This window comes from Streptomyces sp. NPDC034099, from assembly GCF_055575415.1.
The window spans coordinates 198,655-225,002 of record NZ_JBVISR010000007.1; the positions used below are offsets into that span (position 1 = coordinate 198,655).

Consider the following 26,348-nt stretch of genomic DNA (forward strand, 5'->3'; position numbering starts at 1 on the left):
TCACACCCTGTCAATTCTCGTCCCAGCCCTTCATATGACGGCTGGTAGCGTGCCCGACGCTTCACCCCCACAGAAGAAGTAACCGATCTTTGGAATTCACTTCATGACTGGTACGCCAGACGAAACCCCCACGAACACCTTCGCCCCGGGCGGACGGCGCAGGCATCGCAGGGCGAGAGTGAGCCGCATCGGCGCACGCCGGGCCCTCGTGCTCGCGATGGCCGTGCCCGTGGCCTCCGCCACGCTGGCCGGCACCTCGGCCTTCGCCGCCGACGACACCACTCCGCAGACCCAGGGCGTCTCCGTCGACGACCTCGCCGCCGACGACGCCCAGCTGGTCAAGAACCTCGATGAGCGCCTCGCCGACAAGCGTCTGGGCACCGACGTCAGCGGCGTCGTGCTCGACGCCGACTCGGACACCGCCCTGTGGGACCACAACGGCTCCACCGCCCTCATGCCGGCCTCCAACGCCAAGCTCGCCACGGCCACCACGGCCCTGACGCTGCTGGGCGCGAACCACGAGTTCACCACGAAGGTCGTGTACGGCGAGGGCACCCTCACCCTCGTCGGCGGCGGTGACCGCACCCTCACCAGCGAGGACGTCGCGGAGCTGGCCAAGACCGCCGCCGACGGGCTCAAGGCGGCGGGCCGGACCGACGTCCAGGTCCGGGTGGACGACAGCCTGTTCGCCGACCCGAGCCTCGCCGAAGGCTGGAACGAGGGCTACTACCCCACCGAGATCGCCCCGGTCCGTTCGCTCGTCGTCGACGGTGCCGCCGTCCAGGACACGTCCATCGACGCGGGCAAGGTCTTCGCGAAGAAGCTCGCCGAACAGGGCGTCACCGTCACCGGCGACGTCGCCCGCACGACGGCCAAGCAGACCGACGTGCCGGTGGCCCAGCACAAGTCGGCGCCGCTGTCGGACATCGTCAAGCAGATGCTCAAGACCAGCGACAACAACATCGCCGAGACCCTGCTGCGGATGACCGCCGTGGAGCTGGGCAAGCCGGCCACCTTCGAAGGCGGCGTCGAGCTGGTCCGCCAGGTGCTCAGCTCGTACGGCATCTCCCTGGACAACTTCGAGATGCACGACGGCAGCGGCCTCTCCCGCGCCGACCGCATCCCGGCCGCCACGCTCGCGCAGCTCCTCGACGCGATCACGGAGTCCCCCGCCCTGGGTTCGATCCTGGAGGGACTGCCGGTCGCGGGCGAGGCCGGGGCCAGCCTCGGCCCGGAGTGGGGACGCTTCGACGACCCCAACTCCCAGTGCGCCGTCGGCAAGGTGCACGCCAAGACCGGCACGCTCACCGGTGCCGTCGCCCTGAGCGGCGTCACGCGGACCGACGACGGCGACTGGCGGATCTTCTCCTTCATCGAGAACAACTCGACGGCTGCCCCGAGCGACATCAAGGACGCCATGGACGGCCTCGCCGCGACCGTGAACGGCTGCTGGGCCTGACCCGTCGCAGGTGACGGAGCGTGGAGATCCGGTGAAGGCCCCCGAGGGCAGACGGCGTGCCCGTCAGTCCACCGGGACGGCACACTCGAACCACACGACCTTGCCGGGCTCCCGCTCCGTCACGCCCCACTTGTCCGCCAGCTCCGACACCAGCAGCAGCCCGCGCCCGCCCTCGTCCGACCCGCCGGGGTCCAGCGGTACGGCCGGTACGCCGTCCCCGCTGTCGTGGACCTCGACGCGTACGCCGTCCCCGCAGGGCAGCAGCCGCAGCAGGAAGCCCCGGCCCGGCGGTACGCCGTGCAGCAGGGCGTTGGTCGCCAGTTCACTGACGCACAGCACCACGTCGTCCGCACGCCCGCGCACACCCCAGTCGGCGAGCGCCTCCCTCGCGAACTCCCGAGCGGCGGGGACGGACCGGCGCTCCCGGAGGTAGAAGCGCTCACGTGGGGACGGGGGTGGAGTTTGACTGTTCACGGGACGATGATCACGCTCCGTGGTCATGATGGGACAGTGCGCATGGCCGTACATCCGGTCTGTACGGGTGCGCGATGGTGAACGTACGCGCGCGGGTGGGGAGTTCGACCTCATGGGCACGACGACACGGAGGAACGCCTCCGCGATGAAGATGGTGGGCGCGCTGCTCGCCCTCTACCGGCAGGCCGCCGGGCACACCCAGAGGTCGCTGGGCGAGCGATTCGTCATCGGCGAGCAGCAGATCGCCTCGATCGAACAGGGCCGCCGCCCACTGAAGCCGGACCTCGCCGAGCAGCTCGACGAACTCCTGGGAACCAAGGGGGCGTTGTCGACCGCGCTCAGCAAAATGCCGGAGGTGGATCTGGTCCCGCTATGGGCGGAGGAGTTCCTGGACCGGGAGCGGGAGGCCATCGCCATCTCCGTGTACGACAACCTGGCCGTACCCGGCCAGCTCCAGACAGAGGGCTATGCGCGCGCTGTCTTTCGCAGCCGCGTTCCCGTGTATGACGAGGACGAGATCGAACTGCGGGTGGCTACCCGCATGCAGCGCCAAGAGATCCTGCACCGCAAGGTGCCCCCCACCACGAGCTTCGTCATCTGGGAGGCAGCGCTGAGGGACCGCCTGGGTGGACGGGACGTCTACGCGGAGCAGATTCAGGCGTTGCGCGAATACTCGGAGACACCCGGCATCACCCTCCAAGTTCTGCCGCTCGGCCGCACTTCTCATGCCGGGCTCGACGGCGCCTTCGTCCTGATGGAAACGCCCGAGTACCAGCGGCTCGCCTACATGGAGACACAACGTGGTAGCCAGCTGATCGCCGATCCCGAAGGGGTGGGGATCCTGACCCAGAAATATGCGATGCTGCGGACCCAGGCCCTCAACACCGAGGAATCAAGAGGCCTGTTGGACCGTCTCCTGGGAGAAGCATGAGCGACACCGCACTCAAGTGGTTCAAGTCGACCTACAGCGGCAGCGAAGGCGGCCAGTGCGTCGAGGTCGCCCAAGAACCCACCGCCGTCCACATCCGCGACTCAAAAGCCCCGCAGGGACACCTCACCGTCGGACCAGACGCCTGGGCCGCGTTCCTCGGGGCGTGGTGACGTCGGCCTTCCACAGGTCGTACTCGGCGTCCAGCGGGCCGTGGGCCGTACGCGGGGCGCCGTCGCCGAAGACCCGTACGGGGTGCGTGGCGTCCCAGGACGCCCAGCCGGGGTCGCCGGTCTCCACGAACCGCACCCACGCCCCGTGCATCGCGTCGGCCAGTTCCTGCGGCGCCCCCTCGCCCGCGAGCCTGCGCGCGTCGGGGCCGTCGCCGGAGTCGAAGACGAAGCCCAGCTCCAGGGCGTGGCAGGCGCCGAGGTCGGGCAGGTTGGACGGCCAGGCGAACTCGTAGACGTGCGAGGAGGCGGGCCGCGCGTCGGCGAGGCGGTGCATCGGGATGCGTAGCAGGTGGTCGGTGACGAGCTGGCCCACGGTCTCGGCGGTCCCCGCGTCGGGGCGCAGCGCGCGGTAGCCGCGTACCACCTCGTTGCCGCAGTGGCAGCGGGCGCGGGCGCCCGCGAGGGCCACCGCGCCGAGCCGGTCGACGCGTTCGAGGAGGCCGCCGGGGACCAGCCAGAGCCGGTACTCGTCGCGGGTCCAGCCCATCATGAGGTCGACGCCCGGTGCCGCGTCGCCGTCGAGGAGCGCCTCCAGCGGGTCGCGGGGCAGCACGTCGCCGTCGACGACGAGGCCGAAGCCGGGGCCGCCGAGTACGGGGCTGCTGAATCTGCCCACCTCGGCCTGGGCCCGCAGCAGCTGCTCACGGTCGGCGGCGGCGAAGGCCTCTGCGGTGGCGGGGATCTTCAGGCGGGCGGCCATGCGGCGGACCATGCGCCGCACCTTGTCGCGGTCGGTGGCCTCGGGTGCGCCGCTCTGGAGCACGGCCCGGCGGAACAGGCCCCGGGCCCGCGGTGCGGCGAGGAGCGCGCCGGTGCTGATGGCGCCCGCGGACTGGCCGGCGACGGTGACCCGGTCGGGGTCGCCGCCGAAGGCCGCGATGGACTCCCACACCCACTGGAGGGCGGCGATCTGGTCGCGCAGGCCCGGGTTGGCGGGGGCGTCCGGGAACAGTCCGTAGCCCTCCACACCCAGCCGGTAGTTGATCGACACGCAGACGACGCCGTCCCGGGCGAAGGTGTGGCCGTCGTAGACCGGTACCGCGGAGGAGCCCCTGGTCAGCGCGCCGCCGTGCAGCCAGACCAGGACCGGCAGGCGGGCGCCGGGACCGGGCTCGGGGGTCCAGACGTTGAGGTTGAGGCAGTCGTCGCCGGGGATCGCCGGATCGGAGAGGTACCGGGCGAAGGCCTCGGAGTACGGCGGTTTCGGGGCCGTGGGGCCGAAGGAACCCGCGTCGCGGACGCCGTCCCAGGGCTCGGGCGGCACGGGCGGGCGGAAGCGGCCCGGTCCGAACGGGGGCGCCGCGTAGGGGATGCCCCGGAACACGGCGACACCGTGCTCGTACCTGCCGCGTACCGCGCCGTGAACCGTTCTGACCACGGGGTTCGTCTGGCCTGACCGCATGCGCCCACCAGCCCTTCGCCGCACTCTCGTACCGCCCACAGCACAGCGTCACGCCGTCCGGATCTATTCCGGGACGCCGCGACGGACACGGCTGGGGGACAATGGAGACCACGCATGCCACGCACGTGCCGCGCCACCGAGGAGGCTGTCGTGACGGACGCACCCGTGAGGATCGCCGAGGCCGACGGGCGGCACGCGGTGCTGGCCCTTTCCGGGGACCTGGACGCCCCCGCGCTGCGCGTGCTGGAGGAGCTGCTCCTCGACCCCCGGCTGCGGGAGCCGGGGGCCTGGACCCTGGAGATGAGCGCCCTGGACCACATCGACCTGGCCTGCGCCTACGCGCTGCTGCGGACGGTGACCCGGACGCCGGAGCCGGTCGCCCTCACCGTGCGGGGTGCCCGCCCGGCCGTCCACCGGACGCTGCGGCAGGCCGGGCTGGACAGGGTGGCGGCCTTCACGGCGTAGCGGAGCCGTCACCGTCCGCAGAGGTGCTGTGGCGTCACTTCGCGTACATCAGCGTGCCGAAGCCGAGCTGGTCGAAGCCGCCGCTGGCGGAGCCGTAGTCGCCGCCCCCGCCCTCGGGGCGGACGCTCTCCGCCATGGCCCTGATGTAGGGCACGTCCATACCGCGTCGGCGGCCGTAGTGGTACCAGAGGGAGTCCCAGACCGGCCTGGCCTGGCCCCGGCTCGCCGCCGAGACGGCGGTGTGGGACTGCTGGGCGCAGTTCTGGCCGGTGCCCCAGGTGTACGTGGTGAACGGGACGTCCTGGCCCAGGTTGTACTTGGCGACGTACTGGGCGGCCTTCATGAACCGGTTGTCGTCGTAGCCGTACAGGTCGTCGCCCTGGGACCAGGCCGTCTCGCAGAAGGCGCCCATCAGGCCCATGCCCATCACGGTGTGCCCCTGGTCGCGGCCGGACTCCTGCCACTGGCCGAGCGCGTAGCCGTCGGCGTCGTGGAGGAAGGGGACGGCGTGCCGGAGGGAGCCGTTGCCGGCGCCGTTCTTGAAGTAGTCGACCGCCTGGTCGTACTTCGCGGCGTCGTCGCACAGGATGCCGATCGCGAGGATCGAGTTCATGGTGCACAGGTCCCAGTTCGCCCAGTAGTTCGTGACGCAGGCGTCGTTGTGCTCGTTCAGGAACCGGTTGTTGAGCGGGTAGAAGACGTTCAGCATCATCTCCTTGAAGCGGTCGAGGTCGAAGCCGGGGTGGTCGCGCACGAGTTCGGCGGCGTTGGCGAACTGGTAGCCGTAGATCCCGGCCGCGAGATAGCGGTCGGCGTTGCCGGTGACCTCGGTGAGCGTGGACGACCAGGCGTTGAGGATGCGGACGGCGCAGTCGCCGTGGGCGGCGGTGCCGGCGATCTTCCAGCGCAGGGCGTTCTGGTAGGCGGCGTGGATGTCGTTGTAGAGCAGGGTGTAGTTCTGGCCGGTGCCGCCGCGGACGACCGTGGCCTGGGGGCGGGGGGTCCAGGTGGCGGCGGAGTGGCCGTTGGCGGTCAGCCGGTTCCAGCCGGACAGCCACGGGTCGTCGCCCGCGGCGACCCGCACCTTGGCGCGGTTGAGTTCGCCGTAGGCGTGCAGCATGCCCGGGTGGGTGAAGGCGGCCGGGGCCGCCCCGGCCTCGTTGCCGGTGAGGGCCGTGGCGGAGGCGCCGACCGCGACGGCGGCGGTGAGACCGCCGGCGGCCTTCAGCAGACCGCGGCGGCTCGGCCCCGGCCTTCCGCCGGGGCGCCGGTGGGGGGAGGTGCGGCTCATGGTGTGTCTCCGTTCCGTGGGGTGGAACCGTCAACGGGGGCTGCGGGATCAACGCGGGGTGACGCTCACCCCGTCGAACCGCGTGGTGCAGCGGGCCAGCGGGCTGCGGGAGCAGACGACCAGGCCCAGGTGGTAGGGGGCGTCGCCGAACCCGGGGACCTCGCCGGAGGCGAGCGTGGTCCAGGTAACGCCGTCGTCGGCGGAGGCGCGGGCGGTGAAGGTGTTTCCGGTGCGGGCGAGGCGGAGCAGGCAGGGGGTCGTGACCGCGGTGCCGCCGGTGAAGGCCGACCTCCCGGCCACCGTCGGGCGGAGCATCAGCTCGGCCTGCGTGCCGCCCGTGACGATCGCCCCGGCCGCCTGGTCGAACGGTGACGGGGACTTGGTCATCAGCAGGCCCACCCGGTCCGCGGAAGTGCCGGTACGGGACACCAGGCGGGCAGTGACCTCGCAGTCCCCGGTGACGGTGCGCCGTACGAACTGGCCCGTCATTCCCTGGTTGTTGACGTTCAGGTCCGTCCCCGCGCCGCGCACCACGAAGGCCCCGTCCTGGTGGGAGGTGCTGCCGGGTGTGCGGACGGCGACCACGCCCAGGGTCGCGTGGGCGCGGTCGTCCAGGATCACGTCGCCGAGGTCGCCGTAGGTCCAGGGGGCGGGCGGCGGCGTCGCGACGGTGAGGCGGAGAGTGGCCGCTCCGGTGCCGGTCGCGTTGGCCGCCGTCGTGCGGAGCGTGAAGGCGCCTGTGGTGGCGGGGGTGCCGGAGATCAGGCCGGTGCGCGGGTCGAGGCGCAGGCCGTCGGGGAGGCCGGCGGCGGTGAACCGTACCGGCTCGTGCACGGCGCGCAGGAGGTGCCGGAAGGGGACGCCGGTGGTGGCGAACGCCTCGGCAGGAGAGGTGAGTCGGGGGGCCGCCGGGTGCGGCATGCGGGCGGAGGCCGGTGCGGAGCGCGGGCCCCGGCCGGCGCTGTTGGTCTTCGCGACGGCGTAGTGGTACGTCGTCCCGGGCCTGCCGGTCGGGTCGGTGTACCGCACCCGGGTGCCGAAGCCGACCGGGCCCACGTCGTGGGCGATCGGCCGGAAGGGGCCGTCGGCGGCCGGGGCGCGCAGCACGGTGAACCGGGCGGCGGGGTCCGGGTCGGTCCAGGCCAGTTCGACGGCGTCGGCACCGGTGGTGGCGTGCGGGCCGCTCGGGGTACGGGCGGGGCGGGGCACCGACCAGACCTCGCCGCCGGTCGCGGACCGGACGGTGACGTTGTCGAAGGCGCCGGTTCCGGTTTCGGCGTACTCCTCGTCGACGCCGAGGCAGGAGGTGAGGACGAGACCGGCGTACGCGGTGCGGCCGAGGTCGACCTCGGTGCTGCCGGCCTCGGTCCAGTGGACGCCGTCCGGGGAGATCGCGCCGGTGCAGCGGCGGCCCCTGCGGGTCAGCCGGACCCAGTAGGGCGCCCGCAGCCGGTAGCCGTCGCCCGCGCCCTCGACGTACGGGGCCTCGATGGGTGTCGCCGACTCGGGCAGGGCGCCCAGGTCGGAGAGCGGGAAGGACGCGTCGGCCGTGATCGCCCGCTGCTGGGTCGGGGGCACGGGTGTGGCGCCGGTCGCGGAGACGGCGGCCCCGGTTCTCGGCCGTACGGTCCATACGCCGCTCCAGGTGTGCAGGGGCAGGCCCTGGACCAGCATCGAGGCGTGCGGGGCGGCCGGGTCGAGCGAGTCGCGGAGGGTGACACCGGTCTTGGCGTACTGCGAGCTGAGCGGGAACACGATCCGGGCGGTGACGGTGCCGTCTCCGCGCAGCGGCAGGTGGACGAGGCGGTAGGTGTCGGCGGTGCCGCTCGCCTCCAGGACGAAGCGCTCACCGTCGAAGGCGGCGGAGCCGGGGACCTTCACGTCGCCGAGGTCGCGCGAGGACCAGGGGGCCGGAAGGCCGGCCGTCGCGGCGGCGGGCGCCGAGTCGGGGCTGGCGCCGTGGTCGCCCGACGCGCTGACCGTGTAGTAGTACGTCCGCCCCGGGCGACGGCGCACGCCGGAGTCCGTGTACGAGGCTTCGGTCAGTCCGGCGGCGATCTCCTCGTAGGGGCCCTCGGGATGGCCGGCCCGGCGGACGGTGTACGTCGTCGCCCAGGTGGACGGCAGCCAGGCGACGCCGATCACGCCGTCGGCGCCCACCGCGGTGACGCCTGCCGGAGCCCCGGGGGCGGTCGGTGCCGGGGGCCGGGTTCCGGCGTAGGCAAGGGTGCCGAAGCCGGGCAGGTCGTCGCCCCCGCCCTCGACGGCGCGGGCACCGTCGGTGCCGCGGAAGACGGCGGCCCTGGTGTACGGGGTGTCGAGGCCGCGGACACCGGCGTAGTGGGCGTAGTACATCTCGTAGGCCGGGGGCAGGGTGCCGCGGGCCTTGGCGGACACGGTCGTCTTGACGTACTTGCCGGTGCGGTCGAGGTCGGGGGTGAAGGGGACGTCGGCGCCGAGGTTGTAGCGGGCGGCGTACTCGGCGTTGGCGAGGACGCGGTTGCCGTCGAAGCCCCACAGGTCGACGCCCTGGTTCCAGGCGACCTGGGCGGCGTCGCCCATCAGGCCGACGGCCAGCTGCTCGTGGCCCTGGTCGCGGCCGGACTCCTGGCCCTGGCCGGTGGCGGAGACGACGCGGTGCGGGACGCTGCCGTTGCCCGCGCCGGCGGCGGCGAAGCGCAGGGCGTCCTCGAAGAGGGCGGGTTCCTCGCAGAAGACGCCGATGGCCAGGACCGACTGGACGGCCGTGAGGTCCCAGTTGCCGTTGGCGTAGAGCATGTAGCCGGAGACCGCCGGATACCAGACGTCCAGGAAGGACCGCTCGCAGCGGGCGACATCCGCGTCCGCCCAGCCGTCGTAGCCGCTGTGGCGCAGGAGTTCGGCGGCGTTGACGAACTTGAAGGCCTGGAGTCCGGCGCCGAGCGGTCCGTCGGCGCCGGTGATCGCGGTCAGCGACGCGGACCAGGCGTCGAGGATGTCGCGGGCCTTGTCCGCGTGCGCCCGCCGGCCGGTGACGCACCACATCAGGGCGTTCTGGTAGGCGGCGGCCGAGTCGGCGACGGCCTCGTTCATGTGGTCGCCGGGGCCGCGTCCCCAGGAGGTGACCTGCCCGGTGTTGCGGACGGTGTACGTCGCCCGCGAGCGGGCGTCGGCCGCGAAGGCGAGGTAGCCGTCGTGGACGGGGGCCTCCCTGGCGGCGACCGCGGACTTCATGCGGGCGAGGTCCTCGGCGGTGTGCAGCAGGCCGGGGTGGGTGAAGGGGCGCGGGGAACCGGGGCGGGTCCGGCTCCCGTCGCCCGCGGCCCGGGCCGTTGCGGGTGCGAGGAGTCCGCTCGCGCCCGACGTCAGCAGCATGGTCGCGGCGCCGCCGAGGAAGCCGCGGCGGCTGGTCGCCGGGATGCTCATGACGCGGCGGCCGCCTCGGCCTCGGCGGTGGTGAGGAACCTCAGGTTCGTCACGTGCTCGTTGGCGTGCATGGGCACGAAGTCGGTGGTGAGGTACCAGCCCGGTTTGCGCATCGAGTCGGCGATGACGGTGCCGTTGACGACGAGGTTCTCGAAGGTGACGTCCTTGACCGGGTGGTCGGCGTCGTAGCCGAGCAGCATGCAGGTCGCGAGGGGCTTGCCGGTGTAGGAGAGGTCCTTGACGTAGACGTTCTCGATGCCGCGGCCGACCGAGGTGTTGTACTTCGTGTTGTACATGACCCGCATGTGGACGAGCTGGCCCCAGCGGAAGTCCTCGACGCGGACACCGTCGACCTTCACGTTCCTGATCAGGTTGCCGTCGCCGGTGTTGAGGGCGATGCAGCCCTGGTACCCCAGCTGGGGTTCGCGGTGGTCGCAGATGTCGAGGTTCTGGAAGAGGAGGTTCTCCAGGACCTCGGGATCGTCGGTGTTGCCGTGTGTGCCGACGTTGATCGGGTGGGCGACGTCCGCCCAGAGGGTGGAGTCGCGCACGGTGATGTTCCTCGTGTCGCCGTAGTACTCCCAGCGGTGGGTGTAGAGGGCGATGCAGTCGTCGGAGTTGCGCATGAAGACCCCGTCGATGGTGACGTGGCTGCTGGAGAAGACGTCGATGCCGTCGCCCCAGCCCTTGGAGCTGAAGGCCGCCATGTCCTGGATGGAGACATGGGTGGACTCGCCGACCTGGACCGCGTAGCCGTTGGGGTTGAGCGTGGTGACGCCGCCGATGGAGATGTCCGTCGAGCCCTCGACGAGTACGCCGCCCGCCGTGGTCCCGGCGAGCAGGCCACGTCCGGCGAGCCGGGCGCCCCGTACGTCCTTGAAGCGGACGGTCGCCTTGAGGACGGCGCCGCCGTGGAGGTAGACGGTCTTGCCGGCGGGCACGTCGAGGTAGCCGTCGGGGGTGGTGTGGATACCGGGGCCGAAGTAGAGGACGTCGGGGTCGACCTCCTCCGGCCGCCTTCTCTCGACCTCGCGGGCGAACAGGTGGAGGCAGTCGAAGAGGTCGTCGTTGATCTGGACGACGATCTTCCGCGGCCGGTCCAGCGTGAACCGGAGTGTGTCGGCGCGCACTTCGGGGGTGATCCCGTACGAGTCCGGCCGCACCCGCACCTTCTCCACGCCGCCCTTGATGTACGTCACCTCGACCTCGACCTCGCCGGAGAAGTCGAAGTGGGCGAGTGAGGAGTCGAACTGCTTCTTGCTGCCGGTGGTGGGGTTGATCTCGGCGAGGGTCGGCCGGTACACGCCCAGCGTCTGCCAACGGCCGCCGGGGTTACGGACCTTGACCGTGAAGCTGTCGGTCTTGACCGGGGCGCCGGCCGGCACGGGATACGTCACCAGCCGGGGCCGGGCGCCCGAGGGCTCGGCGGCACCGGCCGTGGTGGCCGTGACCTGGGAGAGACCGGCGGCGAGGGCGGTGGCACCGGCCGCCTGGAGAGCGGTACGGCGGGACACGGAGGGCGACGGGGACGGGGGCATGGGCACTCCTCGCGGGGAAGACGGACCGACGGCCGGGGGTAGCGGGTGGCGGGTGACGAGTAGCGGGTAGCGGGTAGCGGGTAGCGGGTAGTAAACGGTTACCGAGCGGTGCGCCAGAGCTTGTTCCCGTCCGCCACGGACGTCAAGAGGCAGCGCGACTTTCGAAAACACCGGCTGCCGCGGCCCACGTCACGGCCTCTGCCGGGCGATTGACCGGCCGTTCGCGGCGGACCTACGGTAGAAGACGCTTTCAGAAAACGTTTCCCACACCTCTCGCCTCAGGAGAGCCATGCCCAGTGCCCGCCCGCCGAGGACCGTGTTCGCGATGGACCCGGTGCACCTCCCCCTGCTCTTCCCCCCGCCCCTGATGGCTCGGCTGACCGCGACGGCCGACCTCGATCCCGCCGTCGTCGTACGGGACTTCGCCGATCCGGCCGCGGCGGACGCCCTCGCCCGTGCCGAGGTGCTGGTCACCGGCTGGGGCTGCCCCCGCCTGAACGACGGGCTCCTGGTCACCGCCCCCCGGCTGCGCGCCGTGCTGCACGCGGCGGGCTCGGTCCGCTCCCTGGTCGGCGAGGCCCTGTGGGAGCGCGGCATCACCGTCTCCAGCGCGGTGACCGCGAACGCCGTGCCCGTCGCCGAGTACACCCTGGCGATGATCCTGCTCGCCGGGAAGGACACCTTCACCCACCGCGAGCGCTTCCGCGTCACGCACGCCTACCCGCCGCCCGCCGAGACCGCCGCCACCGGCAACGTCGGCCGCCGGATCGGCGTGATCGGCGCCTCCCGGGTGGGCCGCCGACTCCTGGAGCTGCTGCGCCCGTTCGACTTCACCGTGCTGCTCCACGACCCCTACGTCACTCCCGCCGAGGCCGCCGCGCTGGGCGCCGAGTCGCTGCCCCTGGACGCGTTGCTGCGGCGCAGCGACGTCGTGACGCTGCACGCCCCCGACATCCCCGAGACCTACCGCATGCTCGACCGGGGGCGGCTCGCCCTCGTCCGGGACGGCGGCGTCCTGATCAACACCTCGCGGGGCGCCCTGGTCGACCCCGAGGCGCTCACCGACGAGCTGGTCTCGGGCCGCCTGCACGCGATCCTCGACGTCACCGAGCCCGAGCCGCTGCCCGCGGGCTCCGCGCTCTACCGGCTGCCCAACGTCTTCCTCACCCCGCACATCGCCGGTTCCCAGGGCACCGAACTGGAGCGGCTGGGCCGGATCGTCGTCGAGGAGCTGGAACGCCTGGTCGCGGGCCTGGCACCGCGGCACCAGGTGCTCCACGCCGACCTGGCCAGGGTGGCCTGATGGGCCGTGCCCCCGCGACCGGGAACACGGCGACGACGATGGGATACGGTTTCCGCGACCGCGCCGGGCGGTACCGGAGCCGCGGACGCGACCGGGCCGTCACCACGAAGGAGTCGCAACGGTGAGTCAGCGCAAGGCGACCGGCGAGGCCGGCCGGGCGACCATCCGCGACGTGGCGGAACGCGCGGGTGTCTCCGTGGCCAGCGTCTCGCGGGTGCTGTCCGGCAACTACCCGGTCTCGGAGGAGCTGCGCCGCCGGGTGATGAAGGTCGTCCGGGACCTGGACTACGTCACCAACGCCCACGCCCGCTCCCTCGCCGGCGGCGGCACCCCGACGGTCGCCATCCTCATCAACAACATCACCGGCGCCGCCTTCGCGCACGTCGCCAAGGGCGTGGAGGGCGCGGCCACCCTGCGGGGCTGGCTCTCCCTGGTGGGCACCACCGGCGACGATCCCGAGCGGGAGCTGGCGCTGGTCAACGCGATGCGCCAGCAGGGCGTGGCCGCGGTGGTGCTGCTCGGCGGCGCCTACGACTACGACGAGTACCAGCTGCGCATGGCCCGCTTCGCCCGCTCCCTGGACGCGGCCGGCTCGCACCTGGTGCTGGTGGGCAGACCTCCGCTGGAGGGCGCCATCCCGGCCACGACGGTCGACTACGACAACGAGGGCGGCGCCTACGCGATGGCCAGCCACCTCCTCTCGGCCGGGCACCGCGAGGTGTTGGTGCTGCCGGGCCACGCCGAACTGACCACCGCCCAGGGCAGGCTGCGCGGCGCCCGGCGGGCCTTCGAGGCCTACGGGGTGCCGTTCGAGGCGGGGATGGTGCGCCACGGGCCGTACGACTACGAGCACGGGTACGAGGCCGTCATGGAGAGTCTGCGCGACGGGCGGGAGTTCACCGCGGTGCTGGCCGGCACCGACGTGGTCGCCGCGGGGGCGGCGCAGGCGCTGCGCGCGGCCGGTCTGCGGGTGCCCGAGGACGTGTCGATCGTCGGGTACGACGACATTCCGCTGGCCTCCCAGCTCACCCCGCAGCTCACCACCGTGCACGTGCCGTACGAGGAGATGGGCCGGGTCGCGCTCCGGGCCGTGGCCGACCGGCGCGAGGCGGGCGCGGGACGGCGGCGCGGCGGCGAGGGCGAGCACCTGGTGCTGGGCACCCATGTCGTCGTGCGCAACTCGGTCCAGCCGCCGGCGCGGCGCCGGCGTCGCGGGTAGCGCGCGAGTAGCGCGTTACGTAACCGTTTTCCGCGATCAATCACCAGCAATCGCCGCACACCCCTTGCGATCCGGGTTTCTCTGGGCCTAACGTCCCCCAGCAACCGCTTACTACAGCTTCTGCTTCTGCTCAGCCGGTCGTCCGTAGCCGCGTGCCGATGTCCTGCCGGCCGCCGTTCCCCTTGTTCCCCCGTTCTCCGGCTCCCCGTCGTGCACCGATGGCCGTCGAGCCGCCCCCTCGCCGTTCCGAGAACGCCCGATTCCGAAGGATCACGGTCACATGAAGCTCACCTCTTCCCGGAGCAGACTCGCCTCCGCCGCCGTCGCGGGTGTCGCGCTGACGGGCCTGCTCTCCGCCTGCGGCGGGTCGGACTCGTCGGACGGCGGGGCCTCCGGCGCCTCCGGCCCGGTCACCCTCCCCTTCTGGGGCTGGGCGAACGGCCAGGAGGCGGTCGTGAAGGCCTTCAACGCCTCGCACAAGGACGTGCGGCTGAAGTACACGAAGGTCACCGACCAGCTGACCATGCAGAAGCAGCTGACCAACGCGGTCAAGGCGGGCAACGCGCCCTGCCTGGTGCAGAACACCGCCGAGTACGTCACCAGCTGGGTCTCCCAGGGCGCGCTGGCCGACATCACCGAGTACGTCGAGGCCGACAAGGAGAGGTTCAACGCCGGTTCGTGGGCGAGCGCACAGGTGCAGGGCAAGCTGTACGGCGTTCCGACCAGCTCCGCGCCGAACTTCACGATCTACCGCACCGACGTCTTCGACAAGTACGGCATCGAACCCCCGGCGACCTGGGCCGACTTCGTCACCGCGGGCAAGGAACTGAAGAAGCACGGCATCGAGATCACCAACTTCGCCGGTGAGGACCCGAGCACCCTGGAGGTGCTCGCCATGCAGGCCGGGGCGCACTGGTACGCCATCGACGGCGACGCCTGGAAGGTCGACTTCCAGGACGAGGGCACGCTGAAGGCCGCGAAGGTGATCCAGGAGATCATCGACAACGACCTGAACTCCACGATGTCCTTCGCCGACTACGCGGCCGTGCAGCGCACCTACGACAACGGCTCCACCGCGACCCGGCAGATCTCCACCTGGCAGATGGCCGGCATGGTGCAGAACTTCTCCAAGTCCTTCGGCAAGTGGGCCCTCTCCCCCTGGCCCGCCTTCCGGGGGGAGGCACCCAAGACGCCCGCGGGCACCAACCTGACCGGCGGCGTCACCCTGGTGACCAAGGAGTGCGCACACACGGAGCAGGCGGCCGAGGCCGCGCTGTGGATGTCCACGGACCCGGGCGCCGTCAAGACGATGGCCAGCCCGGAGACCGGCAACGGCGTGATGCCGGCGCTGGCCGACAGCGACGCGTACGTGAGCGAGTCGCTCTCCCAGAAGCTGCTGGGGGCGAACTACAAGCCCGCGCAGAAGGTCGTCACCGACAGCCTCGGCACCATCACCACCGACTGGGCCTTCGGCCCCAACTGGACCGCCATGTTCACCGAGTTGCAGGCCGGCTGGGCGAAGGTGGTCAGCAAGGAGCAGACGGTGACCGAGCTGCTGGCGCACATGCAGAAGTGGACGGTCGACGACCTGAAGTCCCGCGGCATCAACGTCAAGGGCTGAACACGATGATTCGCTCCCTGCGCTGGAAGGGGGCCGCCTTCACGGTCCCCTTCCAGCTCGGCTTCGCCTTCCTGTACCTGCTGCCGATCGGCTACGCCGTCCACCAGTCGCTGTTCGCGGAACAGCAGTCCGGCCTCGGACTCGGGGGTTCGACGACCGAGTTCGCCGGACTCGACAACTACACGCGAGGCCTGACCGACGCGGCGTTCATGACCTCCATCCTGCGGGTGGTGCTGTTCGCCTGCGTCCAGATCCCGGTGATGCTGCTCGTCAGCCTGGTGCTGGCGCTGTTCCTGGACGCGCTCGCCTCGCGGGTGGCCGGCCGGTTCCGGATCCTGCTGCTGGTGCCGTACATGATCCCCGGGGTGGTCGCGGCCATCGTGTGGGTCAACCTGTACAGCCCGGACGTCGGCCCGCTGACGCCGATCGGTGACCTCTTCGGCCTGGACTGGAACTTCTTCGCGCCGTCGATGGTGTGGCCGTCCATCGGCAACCTGCTGACCTGGCACGGCATCGGCTACAACATGGTGATCATCTACTCGGCGCTCCAGGGCGTGCCCCGCGAGCTGTTCGAGGCGGCCCGGCTGGACGGCGCCTCCGAGATCCGGATCGCCCGCAGCGTCAAGATCCCCCATGTGCGCGGGGCACTGGTCCTGACGGGTCTGCTGTCGATCATCCAGATGCTGCAGATCTTCAACGAACCCGCGCTCTTCCGGAACGTCACCCCGCAGACGGTCAGCGACAGCTTCACGCCGATCATGATCATCTACAACCAGGCGTTCAACGCCGGCAACTACCACTACGCCGCGGCCCTGTCGGTACTGCTCGCGCTGTTCCTCGGCGTGGCCTCCTTCCTCTTCTACCGGTTCACCTCGAAGGAGGCCGACTGATGGTGCTGACCGACGACCGCGAGGGCACGTCGCGGCGGCCGGCCGTCCGGGGCGTGCGGCGCCTGCCGCGGCCGGACGCGGCCTCCCGCGGACGGGGCGGACAGCGCTTCGTGCTCCTCGGGCTGGTGCTGGCGAGTGTCTACAGCCTCTTCCCGGTGTGGTGGCTGCTGGTCGCCGCGACCAAGGACCGGACGGGGCTCTACCAGAGCAACGGCCTGTGGTTCTCCGGGATGCACCTGTGGGACAACCTGGAGCAGCTGTTCACCTACGAGGACGGCATCTTCCTGCGCTGGACGGCCAACTCGCTGCTGTACGCGGGCGTCGGCTCGCTCGGCGGCACACTGATCGCGCTGGCCACGGGATACGGCCTGGCCCGGTTCGACTTCCCGGGCCGCGGTGCGGTGTTCGCGTGCGTGGTGGGCTCCTTCCTGATCCCGATCGCCCTGCTCACGCTCCCGCTGTACCTGCTGTTCTCGCGCATCGGCCTGGTCGACACTCCGTGGGCGATGCTGATCCCGTGCCTGATCAATCCGTTCAGCGTCTATCTGGCCAAGGTGTACACCGAGGCGACCATCCCCTTTGAGCTGCTGGAGGCGGCCCGCATCGACGGTGCGGGTGAGCTGCGGATCTTCTTCAGCATCGTGCTGCGGATGATGACGACGGGCGGCGCGACGGTGTTCCTGCTCGCCTTCGTCAACACCTGGAACGCCTTCTTCCTGCCGCTGACCGTGCTGCGCGGCGAGGAGAACTGGACGCTCAACATCGGCCTGTACAACTGGTCGGGCAAGCGCCTGGAGTCGGGCGTGGACCTGACGAGCCTGGTGCTGACCGGCGCGCTGTTGTCCATCGTCCCGATGGCCGTCATGATGGTGGCGATGCGCCGCTACTGGCGTTCGGGGGTCACGCTGGGAGCCCTCAAGTGACGGTGCTGCGCAACCCGGTGATCAGGGGGTTCGCCCCCGATCCCTCGCTGGTGCGGGCCGGGGACCGGTACTACGTGGCCACCAGCTCCTTCGAGTGGTTCCCGACGATCCCGATCCACCGCTCCCGGGACCTGGCGCACTGGGAGTACGCGGGCCACGTGGAGGGCGCGGCGCCCGGCGGTTCGCTGGCCGGGGTGCCCGACTCGGGCGGCGTCTGGGCGCCGTCGCTGAGCTGGGACGGGGAGCGGTTCTGGGTGGTGTACGCCGTCGTCCGTTCGGTGGGGACGCCGTACTTCGACCTGGACACCTACGTCTGCACCGCCCCGCGGGTGTCGGGGCCGTGGACCGCGCCGCGGCGCGTGCCGGGCCACGGCTTCGATCCGGCCCTCTTCCACGAGGACGGCCGGCTGTGGCTGCTGAACCTGCAGAACGACCACCGCCCGGGCGGCCGGCGTTTCGCCGGGATCGTCATGACCGAGCTGGACCGGCGGACACTGGCGCCGGTGGGCGGCACCCACCTGCTGCTCCAGCACGACCGGCTCGTCGAGGGGCCCAAGCTGCTGCGGCGCGGCGACCGGTACTACCTGGTGCTCGCGGAGGGCGGCACGGGCTTCGAGCACGGGGTGCGGGTGGCCCGGGCGGACGCGTTGACCGGCCCGTACGAGCTGGCCGACCGGCCACTGCTGACCAGCCGGGACGACCCGTCGCTGGCGTTGCAGAAGGCCGGGCACGGGGAACTGGTGGAGACCCCGGACGGTCAGTGGGTGCTCGGTCACCTCGCGGCCCGCCCGCTCGCGACCCCGCACGGCCCGCGCTGCACCCTCGGCCGGGAGACCGCCGTCCAGCGCGTGACCTGGGACGAGGCCGGCTGGCCCCGGCTACGACAGGGCGGCACGCACCCCGCGGTAGAGGTCGAAGCACCCCCGCCCACCACCCCGGAACCGCCCACTCCGCCTGCGGACACACCGCCCGGTGTCGAGGCGCCGGCGCGCCCTGCCCCAGGACCGCCGACCGCCCCGGCGGACCTACCGCCCGGAGCCGAGGACCCGATTCCCACGGGCCCGCGACCGCGCACTCCCCCGGCAGACGCACCGACCCGGGTCGAGGCCCCCACGCGCACCGACCCGCGACCGCCGGACGGTCCGGCGGACGTGTCGGCCTGGCCTTGGAGCACCCTGCGCGAGCCTCCCGACCCCTCCTGGGCCGACACGGTGAGCCGGCCGGGGCGCATCAGGCTGCGCGGTCGGCACGGGCCCGAGTCCCGGTGGGCGTACAGCCTGTTGGCGCAGCGCCTCACCGAGCACCGGGCGGAGGCTCAGGTCACCGTCCTCGCCCGGCCGCGCAGCTTCACCCAGGCGGCGGGACTGGTGCTCCGGTACGACGCGGAGGCGTATCTCGCGCTCGACCTGACCTGGGCGGAGGATGCCGGCGAGGAGCAGCGCGGCCAGCAGTGGCGGGGCGGCGGCCGTACGGTGCTCAGTCTCGTCGACCGGGCCGGGGACGGCGCGCGCCGGGTGGCAGTGGCCGGCGCGGCCCCGGACGTGCCGCTGACCCTCGGGGTGACGGTCGATCACGCGGACGCCCGGTTCTGGTACGTCCGGGACGGCGCGCGTACGCCGATCGGCCCGGTGCTGGACTTCAGCAGGCTCTCCGACGACCACGGCGACCGGCTGCGCTTCACCGGCGCGATGGCCGGCATCCATGCCGTGGACCTGGTCGACGGGGCCTTCACGGCGGAGTTCACCGGCTTCCGGCTGACCTGCACCCCGTCCTGACCGAGCCCTGTCCCGGCTCCCCCGCTACTGTCCCGGCTCCCCCGCTCTTCCCGCCGTGGCACCGCGAACCTAGGATAGGAAGCGCTTTCTATCCCGGGCCCGGACGGGCCGGAGAGGTGGTCGACCGATGGTCCGAACGGCGAGTGAGAGCACGTCGGCCGGGCCGACGCTGGCGGTGGTGGCCCGGGCGGCGGGAGTCTCGGTGCCGACCGCGTCCAAGGTGGTCAACGGGCGCGAGGACGTGGCCCCCGAGACCCGGCGCCGTGTAGCGGAGGCGCTGGACCGCCTCGGCTACGTCCGCCGCCCCCGTTTCGACACCGCACGGGCGCCCCGGCTGGTCGACCTCGTCGTGCACTCCCTGGAGAGTTCCTGGTCGGGCGCCGTACTGCACGGCGTGGAGGAGGCGGCGTACGACGCGGGTCTGGAGGTCGTGGTCTCGGCGGGCCTGAACCGGCCCCGCTCCGGGGCCCCCGAACAGCCGCGGCCCGAAGGCGGCGGGCTGGACCGGCTCGTGATCCGCGGCACCTCCGGAGTCCTGTTCAACCTGGCGGAGTTGACCGCCGCCCAGTACGCCTGGCTGGCGCGCCACCGCATCCCCTTCGTGCTGATCGACCCGGCCGTGGAACCGCCGCCCGGCGTGGTGTCCGTGGGCGCGACGAACTGGCAGGGCGGGGTGGCGGCGACCGAGCACCTGCTGGGCCTCGGCCACGAACGCATCGCCGTCGTCGCGGGTCGGCGGCGCAGGCAGTGCAGCGGCGCACGGGTCGCCGGCTACCGCTCCGCACTCGCCGCGGCGGGAGTGCGCCACCGTCCCGAGTACGTCCGCCACGCCGGTTTCGACCGGGCCACCGCCCGCCGCCGCATGCGGGAGCTGCTGGACCTGCCCGTGCCTCCGACGTCTGTGTTCGTCTGCTCGGACGCGATGGCCCTCGGCGTCTACGAGGCGCTGGCCGAGCGGGGCCTGACGGTGCCCCGGGACATGAGCGTGGTCGGTTTCGACGATCTGCCCGAGGCGCGCTGGGCCACCCCCGCCCTGACCACGGTCCGCCAGCCCCTGTCGGAGATGGCGGCCACCGCGCTGCGCCTGCTGCTGCGCATGATGGACGGCCACCACCCGGAGAGCACCCGCACGGAACTCTCGACGCGCCTGGTGCGACGGGCGAGCACGGCACCGCCGAGCCTCGCCTAGGGGGTCTGGTGCAGATACGCGTGCCAGGCCCGCGACCCGGGCGAGATCCGGACGACAGCTCTAGGGCTGGTGCGCGCGGCGGCGTCCTTCGTCAGCCTGACGGCCTGGCGCAGGCTGAGTCCGGGGGCCGCCTCGCGCAGGGTCCTGACCGCCCGGACGGAGTCGACGGGGCCCTCGTGACCGGCCGCGGCGAGGCGTTCGTGGACCCAGCGGGCGAACAGTGCCGCGTCGGGCTCCGCGGCGGCCTGCTCGACCAGGGCCGCGGCGCGCTCCAGTCCGGGCCGTTCCTCGGGCGTCGCCTCGGCGAGCGCCCGGCGGATGCCGTGGGCGACGACGTCCGTGTCGCGCAGGACGAGGACGTTGAGTTCCGGTGGGGCCAGTCGTCCGAACATGCGGCCATGATCGGCCGCACACCCCGTGTCGTTCAACGGACTTGAGCAGGTTCTGAGGCACGGGCGCCGACAGCGGGGCGTCCGTTTTCTTCAAGACCGGGACCGTCCACCCTGCCTACGGTGGCGCCATGACCGCACGATTCGACGCCATCGGCCTCATCGTCTCCGACATGACCGCCTCCGTGAGCTTCTACCGCCGGCTCGGCTTCGCCTTCCCCGAGGGCTCCGAGGGGCAGCCGCACGCCGAGGCCGAGCTGCGGGGCGGCATCCGGCTGCTCCTGGACACCGAGGACTCCGTCCGTTCCTTCACCCCGGGGTGGCAGCCGCCGGCCGGGGGCGGACGGCACTCGCTCGCCCTGCTGTGCGACACGCCCGCGGAGGTGGACGCCTTCTACGCCGAACTGACCGGCACCGGCTGCCACGGCGAGCGCGAGCCCTGGGACGCCCCCTGGGGGCAGCGCTACGCCGTCGTCGACGATCCGGACGGCCACGGCGTCGACCTGTTCGCGCCGCTGGCCGCGCAGTAGCTCGACCAGCGTCGCCCCCGCCAGTTCCCGTACGTCCCGGGACAGATGCGCCTGGTCGGCGAAGCCGGTCCGGGCGGCCGTCTCGGCGAGGGGCGTGCCCTCCCGGGCCAGGGCGAGGGCGCGTTGCAGCCGCAGGACGCGGGCCAGCGTCTTGGGGCCGTAGCCGAAGGCCGCCAGGGAGCGGCGGTGCAGCGCGCGGGCGGTGATGCCGAGCGCGTCGGCCGTCGCGGCGACCGGGCGGCCCGCGTCGAGGGCGGCGACGATCCGGCCCAGCAGCGGGTCGGGCGGCCCGGTCTCGGCGGCGCGGGACAGCGCGGCCTCCTCCAGGCCGGTCGCCGGGTCGGGGGCCGCGTTCACCCGGGCGGCCAGGCGCCGTGCGCGGGAGGCCGGCCAGACGTCGGTGAGGTCGACGCGCCGGTCGCGCAGTGCGTCGGCGGGCACGCCGAGCAGGACGGGCGCGGTGCCGGGGTAGAAGCGGACGCCGGCCCAGGGGCCCGGGGCGCCCTCGGTGAGGTGGGCGCGGGTGTCGGGGCCCGCGACCAGCAGCCGGCCGTCGTACCAGAGCAGGTCCATGCAGCCGTCGGGGAGGACGCGTCCGGGGCCGGGTCCGGTCGGGGTGTTGGTCCACACCACCGCGCCGGTCAGCCGGGCCGCCCGTTCCGCGTACACGCGTGCCAGGTTACGCCGGGCCCCGGGTCCGGTACTCCTGGGGACTGACGCCGTACTCCCGTTTGAAGGCGGTGGACAGGGCGAACGCGCTGCCGTAGCCGACCCGGCGGGCGACCGCGGCGAGGGTGTCCTCGCCGTCCCGCAGCCGGTCGGCGGCCAGGGCGAGGCGCCAGCCGGTGAGGTACCCCATGGGCGGTTCGCCGACCAGGTCGGTGAACCGCCGGGCGAGCCCGGCACGGGAGACCCCGGTCTTCGCGGCGAGGGACGCGACGGTCCAGGGGTGCGCCGGGTCGTCCTGGAGCAGCCGCAGCGCCCGGCCGACGACCGGGTCGCCCAGCGCCCGGTACCAGGCGGGGGCCTCGGCCGACGGCCGGGCGAACCAGGCCCGCAGCGCGGCGATGACCAGCAGGTCGAGGAGCCGGTCCAGGACCACCTCCTGGCCCGGCTCGTCCCGCGTGACCTCCGTCATCAGCAGGGGTGTGAGGGGGTTGTCCCACGCCTCGGAGGTGAGGGACAGCAGCGGGGGCAGCGCGTCCAGGAGACGGCCGCCGATCTCGCCGCGGACCAGGTAGGTGCCGATGAGGAGGACCGCCTCGCCGTCGGCGCGGTCGCCCCAGGTGCGTACGCCGAGGTCCATCGAGCCGTTCAGGGGGCGGCCGTCGGGGTAACTGCACGCGCCGCCCGGCAGGATCACCGCCTGCGGGGCGGTGCCGGGGTCGTCGGCGCAGACGTACGGGTCGGGGCCGCGGGCGATGGCCAGGTCCCCGGCGCGCAGCCGCAGCCGCTCCCCCGTGTCCGGCAGGATCCAGGCGCCGCCGCGGACCATCAGCATCACGGTCAGCGGCGCCCGGTCCTCGACGCGCACCGCCCAGGGCGGGTCGAAACAGGCGCGGATCATGAAGGCGCCACGGGCCCGGGGGCCCTCCAGCAGTCCGGCGAGTGCGTCCACGGGAGCCAGTGTCCCCGTCCGGCCCGCGGGCCGTTCACCGAGGGGCGTCCCCGGCCTCCCCCGGCCGTCCGGCCGCCGCGTCCAGCGCCCTCCTCGCCTCCGCGACGACGGTGCCGTCGGTGACGAAGTGGGTGTCGTCGGCGGCGGAGGTGCCCCCGGCGCCGAGGGGCACCCAGCCGGCCGCGCGGCGGGGCGTGGCCCGGGACTTGGCGGACAGGTGCACCGAGGTGGCGCCCGCCGCCAGCAGACCCGCGATGTCGCCGGGCCGCACTCCGCCGCCGGCGGCCACGTCGACGCCGGGGGCCGCGGCGGCCATCGCGGTGAGCACGGCGCTCCCCCCGATCGCCGTGGGCGCGCCGCCGGAGGTCAGGACGCGGGTGATGCCGAGCCCCGGCAGCGCCGCGACGGCGGCCACCGGGTCGCTCGCCTGGTCCACCGCCCGGTGCAGCGTGACCTGCGCGGCGGGGTCGGTGTCCCGCGCGGCGCCGACGAGCACGGCGAGGGCGTTGGTGTCGAGGGCGCCGTCCGGGGTGAGCGCCCCGACGACGACGCCGCGGGCACCCGCGCGCAGGACGGTGCGCACCTCGGCGGCCATCAGGGCGACCTCCTCGTCGTCGTAGACGAAGTCGCCGGGACGGCAGCGGACGAGGACGTGGACGGGCGGACCGGCCTCGGCGGCCGCCTCGACGGCCGCGGTCGAGGGGGTCAGGCCGCCCAGTTCGAGTCCGGTGCACAGTTCGACGCGGTCCGCCCCGTGCTCGCGGGCGGTGCGGGCACCGGCCGGGGACACGACGGCGATCTCCAGACCGGGGCGGGCGCTCATTCGTCGGCCCCGGTCAGCGGCTGGTCGGCGGCGGGGATCAGGCGGGCGGAGAGGTCCGGGTCGGCCATGGCGGGGTCGAACGGGAACAGAGGCCGGCGGACGCGGTGGTGGCCGAGGCGGACGAGGTCCTGGTCGACGCCGCCCGGGGTGAGGGCCATCTTCCAGTCGGCGGCCATCGCGAACAGCTCGGGTTCCAGGTAGCCGATCTTCACGACGACGATGTCGGCGCCGCGCGGGTCGAGGTCCAGGCCGGTGAAGTCGTGCTCGTGGTGGTAGGGCTTGCGCAGCTCGGTGAGGATCACGTACGCGCTGCCGACGCGTATCACGACCTCGGTGCGGGCGTCGCGGTCCCCGTGCCGGACGGCGTGCACGACGCCGGTGAGGGTGACGGGACCGGCGTGCCGGTCGTCGACCTCGGCGCCCGCCGTCACCGTCACCGTGGCGCCGACTCCCGCCGCGGCCGCGTGCCGCACGGCCTCGGGGCCCGGCACCGAGGCGTACAGGACGGTCGGCCCGTCCTCCTTCTGGAACTCGGGGCGGGCCAGCAGCCGCGTCAGGCCCCAGGTCACGTCACCGGCGCCGCCCGCGGTCGGGTTGTCGCCGGTGTCACTGACGTAGTACGGGCGCCGCTCGCCCGCCAGGGCCTCGTCCAGGATGTCGTCGAAGGTGCCGGTGGGGGCGACGAAGTCGAAGTCGTGGCGGGCTTCCCAGAAGCCGCGGGCCAGCCGTTCGGCGCCCGCGGACACCGCCCGCTCGTCGTGCCCGGTGACGACGACCGCGGCCCGGTTGCGGGGCTCGTCCGCCCAGGCGTAGCCGACCCAGATCGCCGCGTCGATGACGCCTTCCTCCGCCTCGACCTCGGGAACGGCTCCGTACACGCTCTTCGCGGGTTCGATCCGGGTGGAGGTCTGCTCGCCGGCCAGCAGGACGGGGACCGGCACCCACGCCTTCAGCGGGCGGGGGGCGCCGGAGGCGAGGTGGGTCAGCAGGTTCCGTACGGCGCGCTCCTTGGTCTCCATGTGGTCCTCGTGCGGGGCCATCCGGTAGCACGTGATCAGGTCGCTGCGGTGGACGAGGGCGCGGGAGACGTTGCCGTGCAGGTCCATGGAGGTGGAGACGATCACGCCGTCGCCGACGACCGCGCGCACCTTCTCCAGCAGCAGGGCCTCGGCGTCGTCGATGCCCTCGACGGTCATGGCGCCGTGGATGTCGAACCAGAGGCCGTCCAGCGCGGGCAGTGCGGCGAGCCGGAGGAGGAGTTCCCCGGTGAGTTCCTCCCAGGCCGCGGCGGTGACCGTGCCGCCGGGCAGCGACTTGCCGACCAGGGCGCCGTGCCAGTCGGCCGCCTCGCGCAGTTCCTGTCCGTCGGCGAGGAAGGGGTAGCGCTCCAGTACCTCCTGGCCGCGGGAGGGGTGGAAGGCGGGGGCCTGGGTGCGGGCGGGCGAGAAGGTGGACGACTCGATGCCGAGCCCGGCGATGGCGATGACGGGGCGGCGGGCGGGGGTGCCCGTGGGGGTGCTGGGGTGCGACATGGCTCCTCGTTCGTGCGGTGGTGCGGGAGGTGCGGGGTGTGGGTTCAGGGGGTGGGGGTCTGGAACCGGTCCGGGTCCAGCTCCGCTCCGCCGACCCGGCGCAGGGCCTGGGCCAGCGCCCGCTGGAGGGCGAACTGTCCGGCGCCCAGCAGACCGGCGTCGGCGCCGAGGACGGCGCGCTCGATGGCGAGGTGCTCGGTGACCAGCGGATGGCAGCTCTCGTAGAGCTGGCTGCGGACGGCGGCGACGAACGGTTCGACGGTGGAGAGGATGCCGCCCAGGTAGACGGCGTCCGGGTTGAAGAAGTTGACGTTGGCGGCGAGCACCTGACCGAGGTAGTCCCCGGCCCTGCGCACCGCCCGGTTGGCCTCCGGGTGCGCGTCGGTGGCCAGCCGCACCACGTCCTCGGCGGTGGTGACGTCGACGCCCTCGTCCCGCAGCACCCGGACCAGGGCGGCGCCGGAGGCGACCGTCTCCAGGCAGTCGGTGTTGCCGCAGGAACAGGGCACGCCGTCGCCGCGGGCGATGCGGATGTGGGTGATCTCCCCGGCCGCGCCCGTGCCGCCGCGGTAGAGCCGGCCGTCGACGAGGGCGGCGGCGCCGATCGCGGTGCCCGTCTTCACCATGATCACCTGTTGGTGGCGTCCCTTGCGGGCGGTGTGCTCGCCGACGGCCATGCAGTTGGCGTCGTTGTCGGCGACGGCCGGGACCGCGAAGCGCTCCCGGAGCCAGGACTCGACGGGGAAGCGGTTCCACCCCGGCATGCGGGAGGGCTGCACGACACGTCCCGTGGCGGTGTCGACCGGACCGGGCAGGGAGAGGCCGACACCGCGCAGCCGTGACCTGCCGTGGTGTTCGACCAGCTCGTCCAGGGTGGCGGCGAGCCGGGACAGGGCCGCCTGCGGGCCCTCGGCGATCACCAGCGGCACGGTGGAGACGTCGCGCAGTTCGCCGCCCGGCAGGACCACGCCGACGCGGGCGTGCCTGCCGCCCAGGTCGGCGGCGACGGCGAACTCGTCCTGGCCACCGAGTCTGAGCACCTTGCGCGGGCGTCCGCCGGTGGAGGACTGGGTCCCCTCCTCGGCGACGAGGCCGTGCTCCACGAGCTGTGCCACGGCCACCGAGACGCTGGAGGCCGCGGCGTCGAGCAGCTCGGCGAGCTGGGCCCGGGAGGTCGCCCGGCCGGAGGCGATCAGTTCGAGGGCCCGGGCCGCCAGCGCCGAGGTGCCGGCGGTCCTCCGGCCCCGCGTACTTATTTCATTCATGTACGTGCTTACTTCCCCATGGTCGGTCCGATGCAGACAGTACGCCTCGAATGCCGTTCCGTGAATGGCGGTCAGC

22 protein-coding genes and 1 pseudogene are annotated in these 26,348 nt (G+C 72.9%); 12 read left to right on the forward strand and 11 right to left on the reverse strand.

The genetic code is table 11. From position 1 onward, the window contains the following. Positions 1–103: 103 nt before the first annotated feature. Positions 104–1,459, forward strand: a complete 1,356-nt coding sequence (dacB, locus tag ACZ56V_RS21605; protein ID WP_467380911.1) for a D-alanyl-D-alanine carboxypeptidase/D-alanyl-D-alanine endopeptidase — start codon at positions 104–106, stop codon at positions 1,457–1,459. 63 nt (positions 1,460–1,522) lie between these two features. Here the strand turns inward: dacB and ACZ56V_RS21610 are convergent, their stop codons facing one another. After that, positions 1,523–1,960 carry an ATP-binding protein gene (locus tag ACZ56V_RS21610; RefSeq protein ID WP_468944382.1) on the reverse strand — a complete coding sequence of 146 codons (438 nt, stop codon included), beginning with the start codon at positions 1,958–1,960 and terminating at the stop codon, positions 1,523–1,525. Between the two features lie 85 nt (positions 1,961–2,045). Here ACZ56V_RS21610 and ACZ56V_RS21615 point away from each other — a divergent pair, with 85 nt between their 5' ends. Further along, complete coding sequence (locus tag ACZ56V_RS21615; RefSeq protein ID WP_398913534.1) at positions 2,046–2,864, forward strand: helix-turn-helix domain-containing protein; 819 nt, start codon at positions 2,046–2,048, stop codon at positions 2,862–2,864. After that, positions 2,861–3,034, forward strand: a complete 174-nt coding sequence (locus ACZ56V_RS21620) for a DUF397 domain-containing protein (protein WP_468944386.1) — start codon at positions 2,861–2,863, stop codon at positions 3,032–3,034. The genes ACZ56V_RS21615 and ACZ56V_RS21620 overlap by 4 nt, the downstream gene beginning before the upstream one ends. Here the strand turns inward: ACZ56V_RS21620 and ACZ56V_RS21625 are convergent. Then, complete coding sequence (locus ACZ56V_RS21625) at positions 2,988–4,496, reverse strand: carboxylesterase/lipase family protein (protein ID WP_468944389.1); 1,509 nt, start codon at positions 4,494–4,496, stop codon at positions 2,988–2,990. The two genes, ACZ56V_RS21620 and ACZ56V_RS21625, sit on opposite strands and share 47 nt — an antisense overlap. 150 nt (positions 4,497–4,646) lie before the next feature. On the opposite strand from ACZ56V_RS21625, the gene ACZ56V_RS21630 reads away from it, so the two are divergent. Further along, complete coding sequence (locus ACZ56V_RS21630; protein ID WP_468944392.1) at positions 4,647–4,961, forward strand: STAS domain-containing protein; 315 nt, start codon at positions 4,647–4,649, stop codon at positions 4,959–4,961. A gap of 34 nt (positions 4,962–4,995) precedes the next feature. Here the strand turns inward: ACZ56V_RS21630 and ACZ56V_RS21635 are convergent, their stop codons facing one another. From ACZ56V_RS21635 to ACZ56V_RS21645, 3 genes are read right to left on the reverse strand one after another with little or no spacing between them, the layout of a single operon-like run. Then, complete coding sequence (locus ACZ56V_RS21635; protein WP_468944395.1) at positions 4,996–6,252, reverse strand: alginate lyase family protein; 1,257 nt, start codon at positions 6,250–6,252, stop codon at positions 4,996–4,998. Positions 6,253–6,300: 48 nt separating this feature from the next. Beyond that, on the reverse strand, positions 6,301–9,657 hold the full coding sequence (locus ACZ56V_RS21640; RefSeq protein WP_468944398.1) for an alginate lyase family protein: 3,357 nt from the start codon (positions 9,655–9,657) through the stop codon (positions 6,301–6,303). Continuing rightward, entirely contained in the window at positions 9,654–11,195 is a 1,542-nt protein-coding gene (locus ACZ56V_RS21645; protein WP_468944400.1) for a glycosyl hydrolase family 28 protein, read from the reverse strand. The genes ACZ56V_RS21640 and ACZ56V_RS21645 overlap by 4 nt, the downstream gene beginning before the upstream one ends. Before the next feature lie 289 nt (positions 11,196–11,484). On the opposite strand from ACZ56V_RS21645, the gene ACZ56V_RS21650 reads away from it, so the two are divergent. From ACZ56V_RS21650 to ACZ56V_RS21680, 7 genes are all read left to right on the forward strand, one after another. Further along, positions 11,485–12,498, forward strand: a complete 1,014-nt coding sequence (locus ACZ56V_RS21650) for a hydroxyacid dehydrogenase (RefSeq protein WP_468944402.1) — start codon at positions 11,485–11,487, stop codon at positions 12,496–12,498. Between the two features lie 121 nt (positions 12,499–12,619). After that, complete coding sequence (locus ACZ56V_RS21655; RefSeq protein WP_467380900.1) at positions 12,620–13,717, forward strand: LacI family DNA-binding transcriptional regulator; 1,098 nt, start codon at positions 12,620–12,622, stop codon at positions 13,715–13,717. A gap of 280 nt (positions 13,718–13,997) precedes the next feature. Continuing rightward, the gene (locus ACZ56V_RS21660; protein WP_468944405.1) at positions 13,998–15,338 is read left to right on the forward strand and encodes an ABC transporter substrate-binding protein; all 1,341 of its coding nucleotides are present in this window, start codon (positions 13,998–14,000) and stop codon (positions 15,336–15,338) included. Between the two features lie 5 nt (positions 15,339–15,343). Next, positions 15,344–16,228: a carbohydrate ABC transporter permease gene (locus ACZ56V_RS21665; protein ID WP_467380896.1), complete on the forward strand. Its 885-nt coding sequence runs from the start codon at positions 15,344–15,346 to the stop codon at positions 16,226–16,228. Continuing rightward, on the forward strand, positions 16,228–17,151 hold the full coding sequence (locus tag ACZ56V_RS21670) for a carbohydrate ABC transporter permease (protein ID WP_356370084.1): 924 nt from the start codon (positions 16,228–16,230) through the stop codon (positions 17,149–17,151). Before ACZ56V_RS21665 ends, ACZ56V_RS21670 begins: the two co-directional genes overlap by 1 nt. Then, positions 17,148–18,926 (forward strand): glycoside hydrolase family 43 protein, encoded by a 1,779-nt coding sequence (locus tag ACZ56V_RS21675; RefSeq protein WP_468944409.1) that lies wholly within the window; start codon positions 17,148–17,150, stop codon positions 18,924–18,926. The genes ACZ56V_RS21670 and ACZ56V_RS21675 overlap by 4 nt, the downstream gene beginning before the upstream one ends. Before the next feature lie 127 nt (positions 18,927–19,053). Beyond that, the gene (locus ACZ56V_RS21680) at positions 19,054–20,115 is read left to right on the forward strand and encodes a LacI family DNA-binding transcriptional regulator (RefSeq protein WP_468944411.1); all 1,062 of its coding nucleotides are present in this window, start codon (positions 19,054–19,056) and stop codon (positions 20,113–20,115) included. On the opposite strand, the gene ACZ56V_RS21685 is transcribed toward ACZ56V_RS21680, so the two are convergent. Continuing rightward, the gene (locus tag ACZ56V_RS21685) at positions 20,112–20,507 is read right to left on the reverse strand and encodes a hypothetical protein (RefSeq protein ID WP_468944413.1); all 396 of its coding nucleotides are present in this window, start codon (positions 20,505–20,507) and stop codon (positions 20,112–20,114) included. The genes ACZ56V_RS21680 and ACZ56V_RS21685 overlap by 4 nt on opposite strands. Positions 20,508–20,635: 128 nt before the next feature. On the opposite strand from ACZ56V_RS21685, the gene ACZ56V_RS21690 reads away from it, so the two are divergent. Next, a complete protein-coding gene (locus ACZ56V_RS21690) occupies positions 20,636–21,034 on the forward strand; it encodes a VOC family protein (protein WP_468944675.1) in 399 nt (132 codons plus the stop codon). On the opposite strand, the pseudogene ACZ56V_RS21695 reads toward ACZ56V_RS21690, so the two are convergent. The 5 genes and pseudogenes from ACZ56V_RS21695 to ACZ56V_RS21715 all read right to left on the reverse strand — a co-directional run. Beyond that, a pseudogene (locus ACZ56V_RS21695) lies at positions 21,023–21,703 on the reverse strand (helix-turn-helix domain-containing protein); the annotation flags it as partial. The gene ACZ56V_RS21690 and the pseudogene ACZ56V_RS21695 overlap by 12 nt on opposite strands. Before the next feature lie 10 nt (positions 21,704–21,713). Continuing rightward, complete coding sequence (locus ACZ56V_RS21700) at positions 21,714–22,652, reverse strand: AraC family transcriptional regulator (protein WP_468944415.1); 939 nt, start codon at positions 22,650–22,652, stop codon at positions 21,714–21,716. Positions 22,653–22,686: 34 nt separating this feature from the next. Then, positions 22,687–23,475 carry a copper homeostasis protein CutC gene (locus tag ACZ56V_RS21705; protein ID WP_468944418.1) on the reverse strand — a complete coding sequence of 263 codons (789 nt, stop codon included), beginning with the start codon at positions 23,473–23,475 and terminating at the stop codon, positions 22,687–22,689. Continuing rightward, positions 23,472–25,007: a M81 family metallopeptidase gene (locus ACZ56V_RS21710; RefSeq protein ID WP_398913549.1), complete on the reverse strand. Its 1,536-nt coding sequence runs from the start codon at positions 25,005–25,007 to the stop codon at positions 23,472–23,474. The genes ACZ56V_RS21705 and ACZ56V_RS21710 overlap by 4 nt, the downstream gene beginning before the upstream one ends. A gap of 44 nt (positions 25,008–25,051) precedes the next feature. After that, positions 25,052–26,272, reverse strand: a complete 1,221-nt coding sequence (locus tag ACZ56V_RS21715; RefSeq protein WP_398913551.1) for an ROK family protein — start codon at positions 26,270–26,272, stop codon at positions 25,052–25,054. Between the last annotated feature and the right edge of the window lie 76 nt (positions 26,273–26,348).

What these genes read in the sequence shown, in the direction of transcription:
- ACZ56V_RS21660 (WP_468944405.1), top strand. Translation starts at nt 13,998, where the DNA reads ATGAAGCTCACCTCTTCCCGGAGCAGACTCGCCTCCGCCGCCGTCGCG.
- ACZ56V_RS21620 (WP_468944386.1), top strand. Translation starts at nt 2,861, where the DNA reads ATGAGCGACACCGCACTCAAGTGGTTCAAGTCGACCTACAGCGGCAGC.
- ACZ56V_RS21615 (WP_398913534.1), top strand. Translation starts at nt 2,046, where the DNA reads ATGGGCACGACGACACGGAGGAACGCCTCCGCGATGAAGATGGTGGGC.
- ACZ56V_RS21715 (WP_398913551.1), bottom strand. Translation starts at nt 26,272, where the DNA reads ATGAATGAAATAAGTACGCGGGGCCGGAGGACCGCCGGCACCTCGGCG.
- ACZ56V_RS21650 (WP_468944402.1), top strand. Translation starts at nt 11,485, where the DNA reads ATGCCCAGTGCCCGCCCGCCGAGGACCGTGTTCGCGATGGACCCGGTG.
- ACZ56V_RS21705 (WP_468944418.1), bottom strand. Translation starts at nt 23,475, where the DNA reads ATGAGCGCCCGCCCCGGTCTGGAGATCGCCGTCGTGTCCCCGGCCGGT.
- ACZ56V_RS21665 (WP_467380896.1), top strand. Translation starts at nt 15,344, where the DNA reads ATGATTCGCTCCCTGCGCTGGAAGGGGGCCGCCTTCACGGTCCCCTTC.
- ACZ56V_RS21680 (WP_468944411.1), top strand. Translation starts at nt 19,054, where the DNA reads ATGGTCCGAACGGCGAGTGAGAGCACGTCGGCCGGGCCGACGCTGGCG.
- ACZ56V_RS21625 (WP_468944389.1), bottom strand. Translation starts at nt 4,496, where the DNA reads ATGCGGTCAGGCCAGACGAACCCCGTGGTCAGAACGGTTCACGGCGCG.
- ACZ56V_RS21690 (WP_468944675.1), top strand. Translation starts at nt 20,636, where the DNA reads ATGACCGCACGATTCGACGCCATCGGCCTCATCGTCTCCGACATGACC.
- dacB (WP_467380911.1), top strand. Translation starts at nt 104, where the DNA reads ATGACTGGTACGCCAGACGAAACCCCCACGAACACCTTCGCCCCGGGC.
- ACZ56V_RS21610 (WP_468944382.1), bottom strand. Translation starts at nt 1,960, where the DNA reads ATGACCACGGAGCGTGATCATCGTCCCGTGAACAGTCAAACTCCACCC.
- ACZ56V_RS21670 (WP_356370084.1), top strand. Translation starts at nt 16,228, where the DNA reads ATGGTGCTGACCGACGACCGCGAGGGCACGTCGCGGCGGCCGGCCGTC.
- ACZ56V_RS21710 (WP_398913549.1), bottom strand. Translation starts at nt 25,007, where the DNA reads ATGTCGCACCCCAGCACCCCCACGGGCACCCCCGCCCGCCGCCCCGTC.
- ACZ56V_RS21640 (WP_468944398.1), bottom strand. Translation starts at nt 9,657, where the DNA reads ATGAGCATCCCGGCGACCAGCCGCCGCGGCTTCCTCGGCGGCGCCGCG.
- ACZ56V_RS21645 (WP_468944400.1), bottom strand. Translation starts at nt 11,195, where the DNA reads ATGCCCCCGTCCCCGTCGCCCTCCGTGTCCCGCCGTACCGCTCTCCAG.
- ACZ56V_RS21685 (WP_468944413.1), bottom strand. Translation starts at nt 20,507, where the DNA reads ATGTTCGGACGACTGGCCCCACCGGAACTCAACGTCCTCGTCCTGCGC.
- ACZ56V_RS21635 (WP_468944395.1), bottom strand. Translation starts at nt 6,252, where the DNA reads ATGAGCCGCACCTCCCCCCACCGGCGCCCCGGCGGAAGGCCGGGGCCG.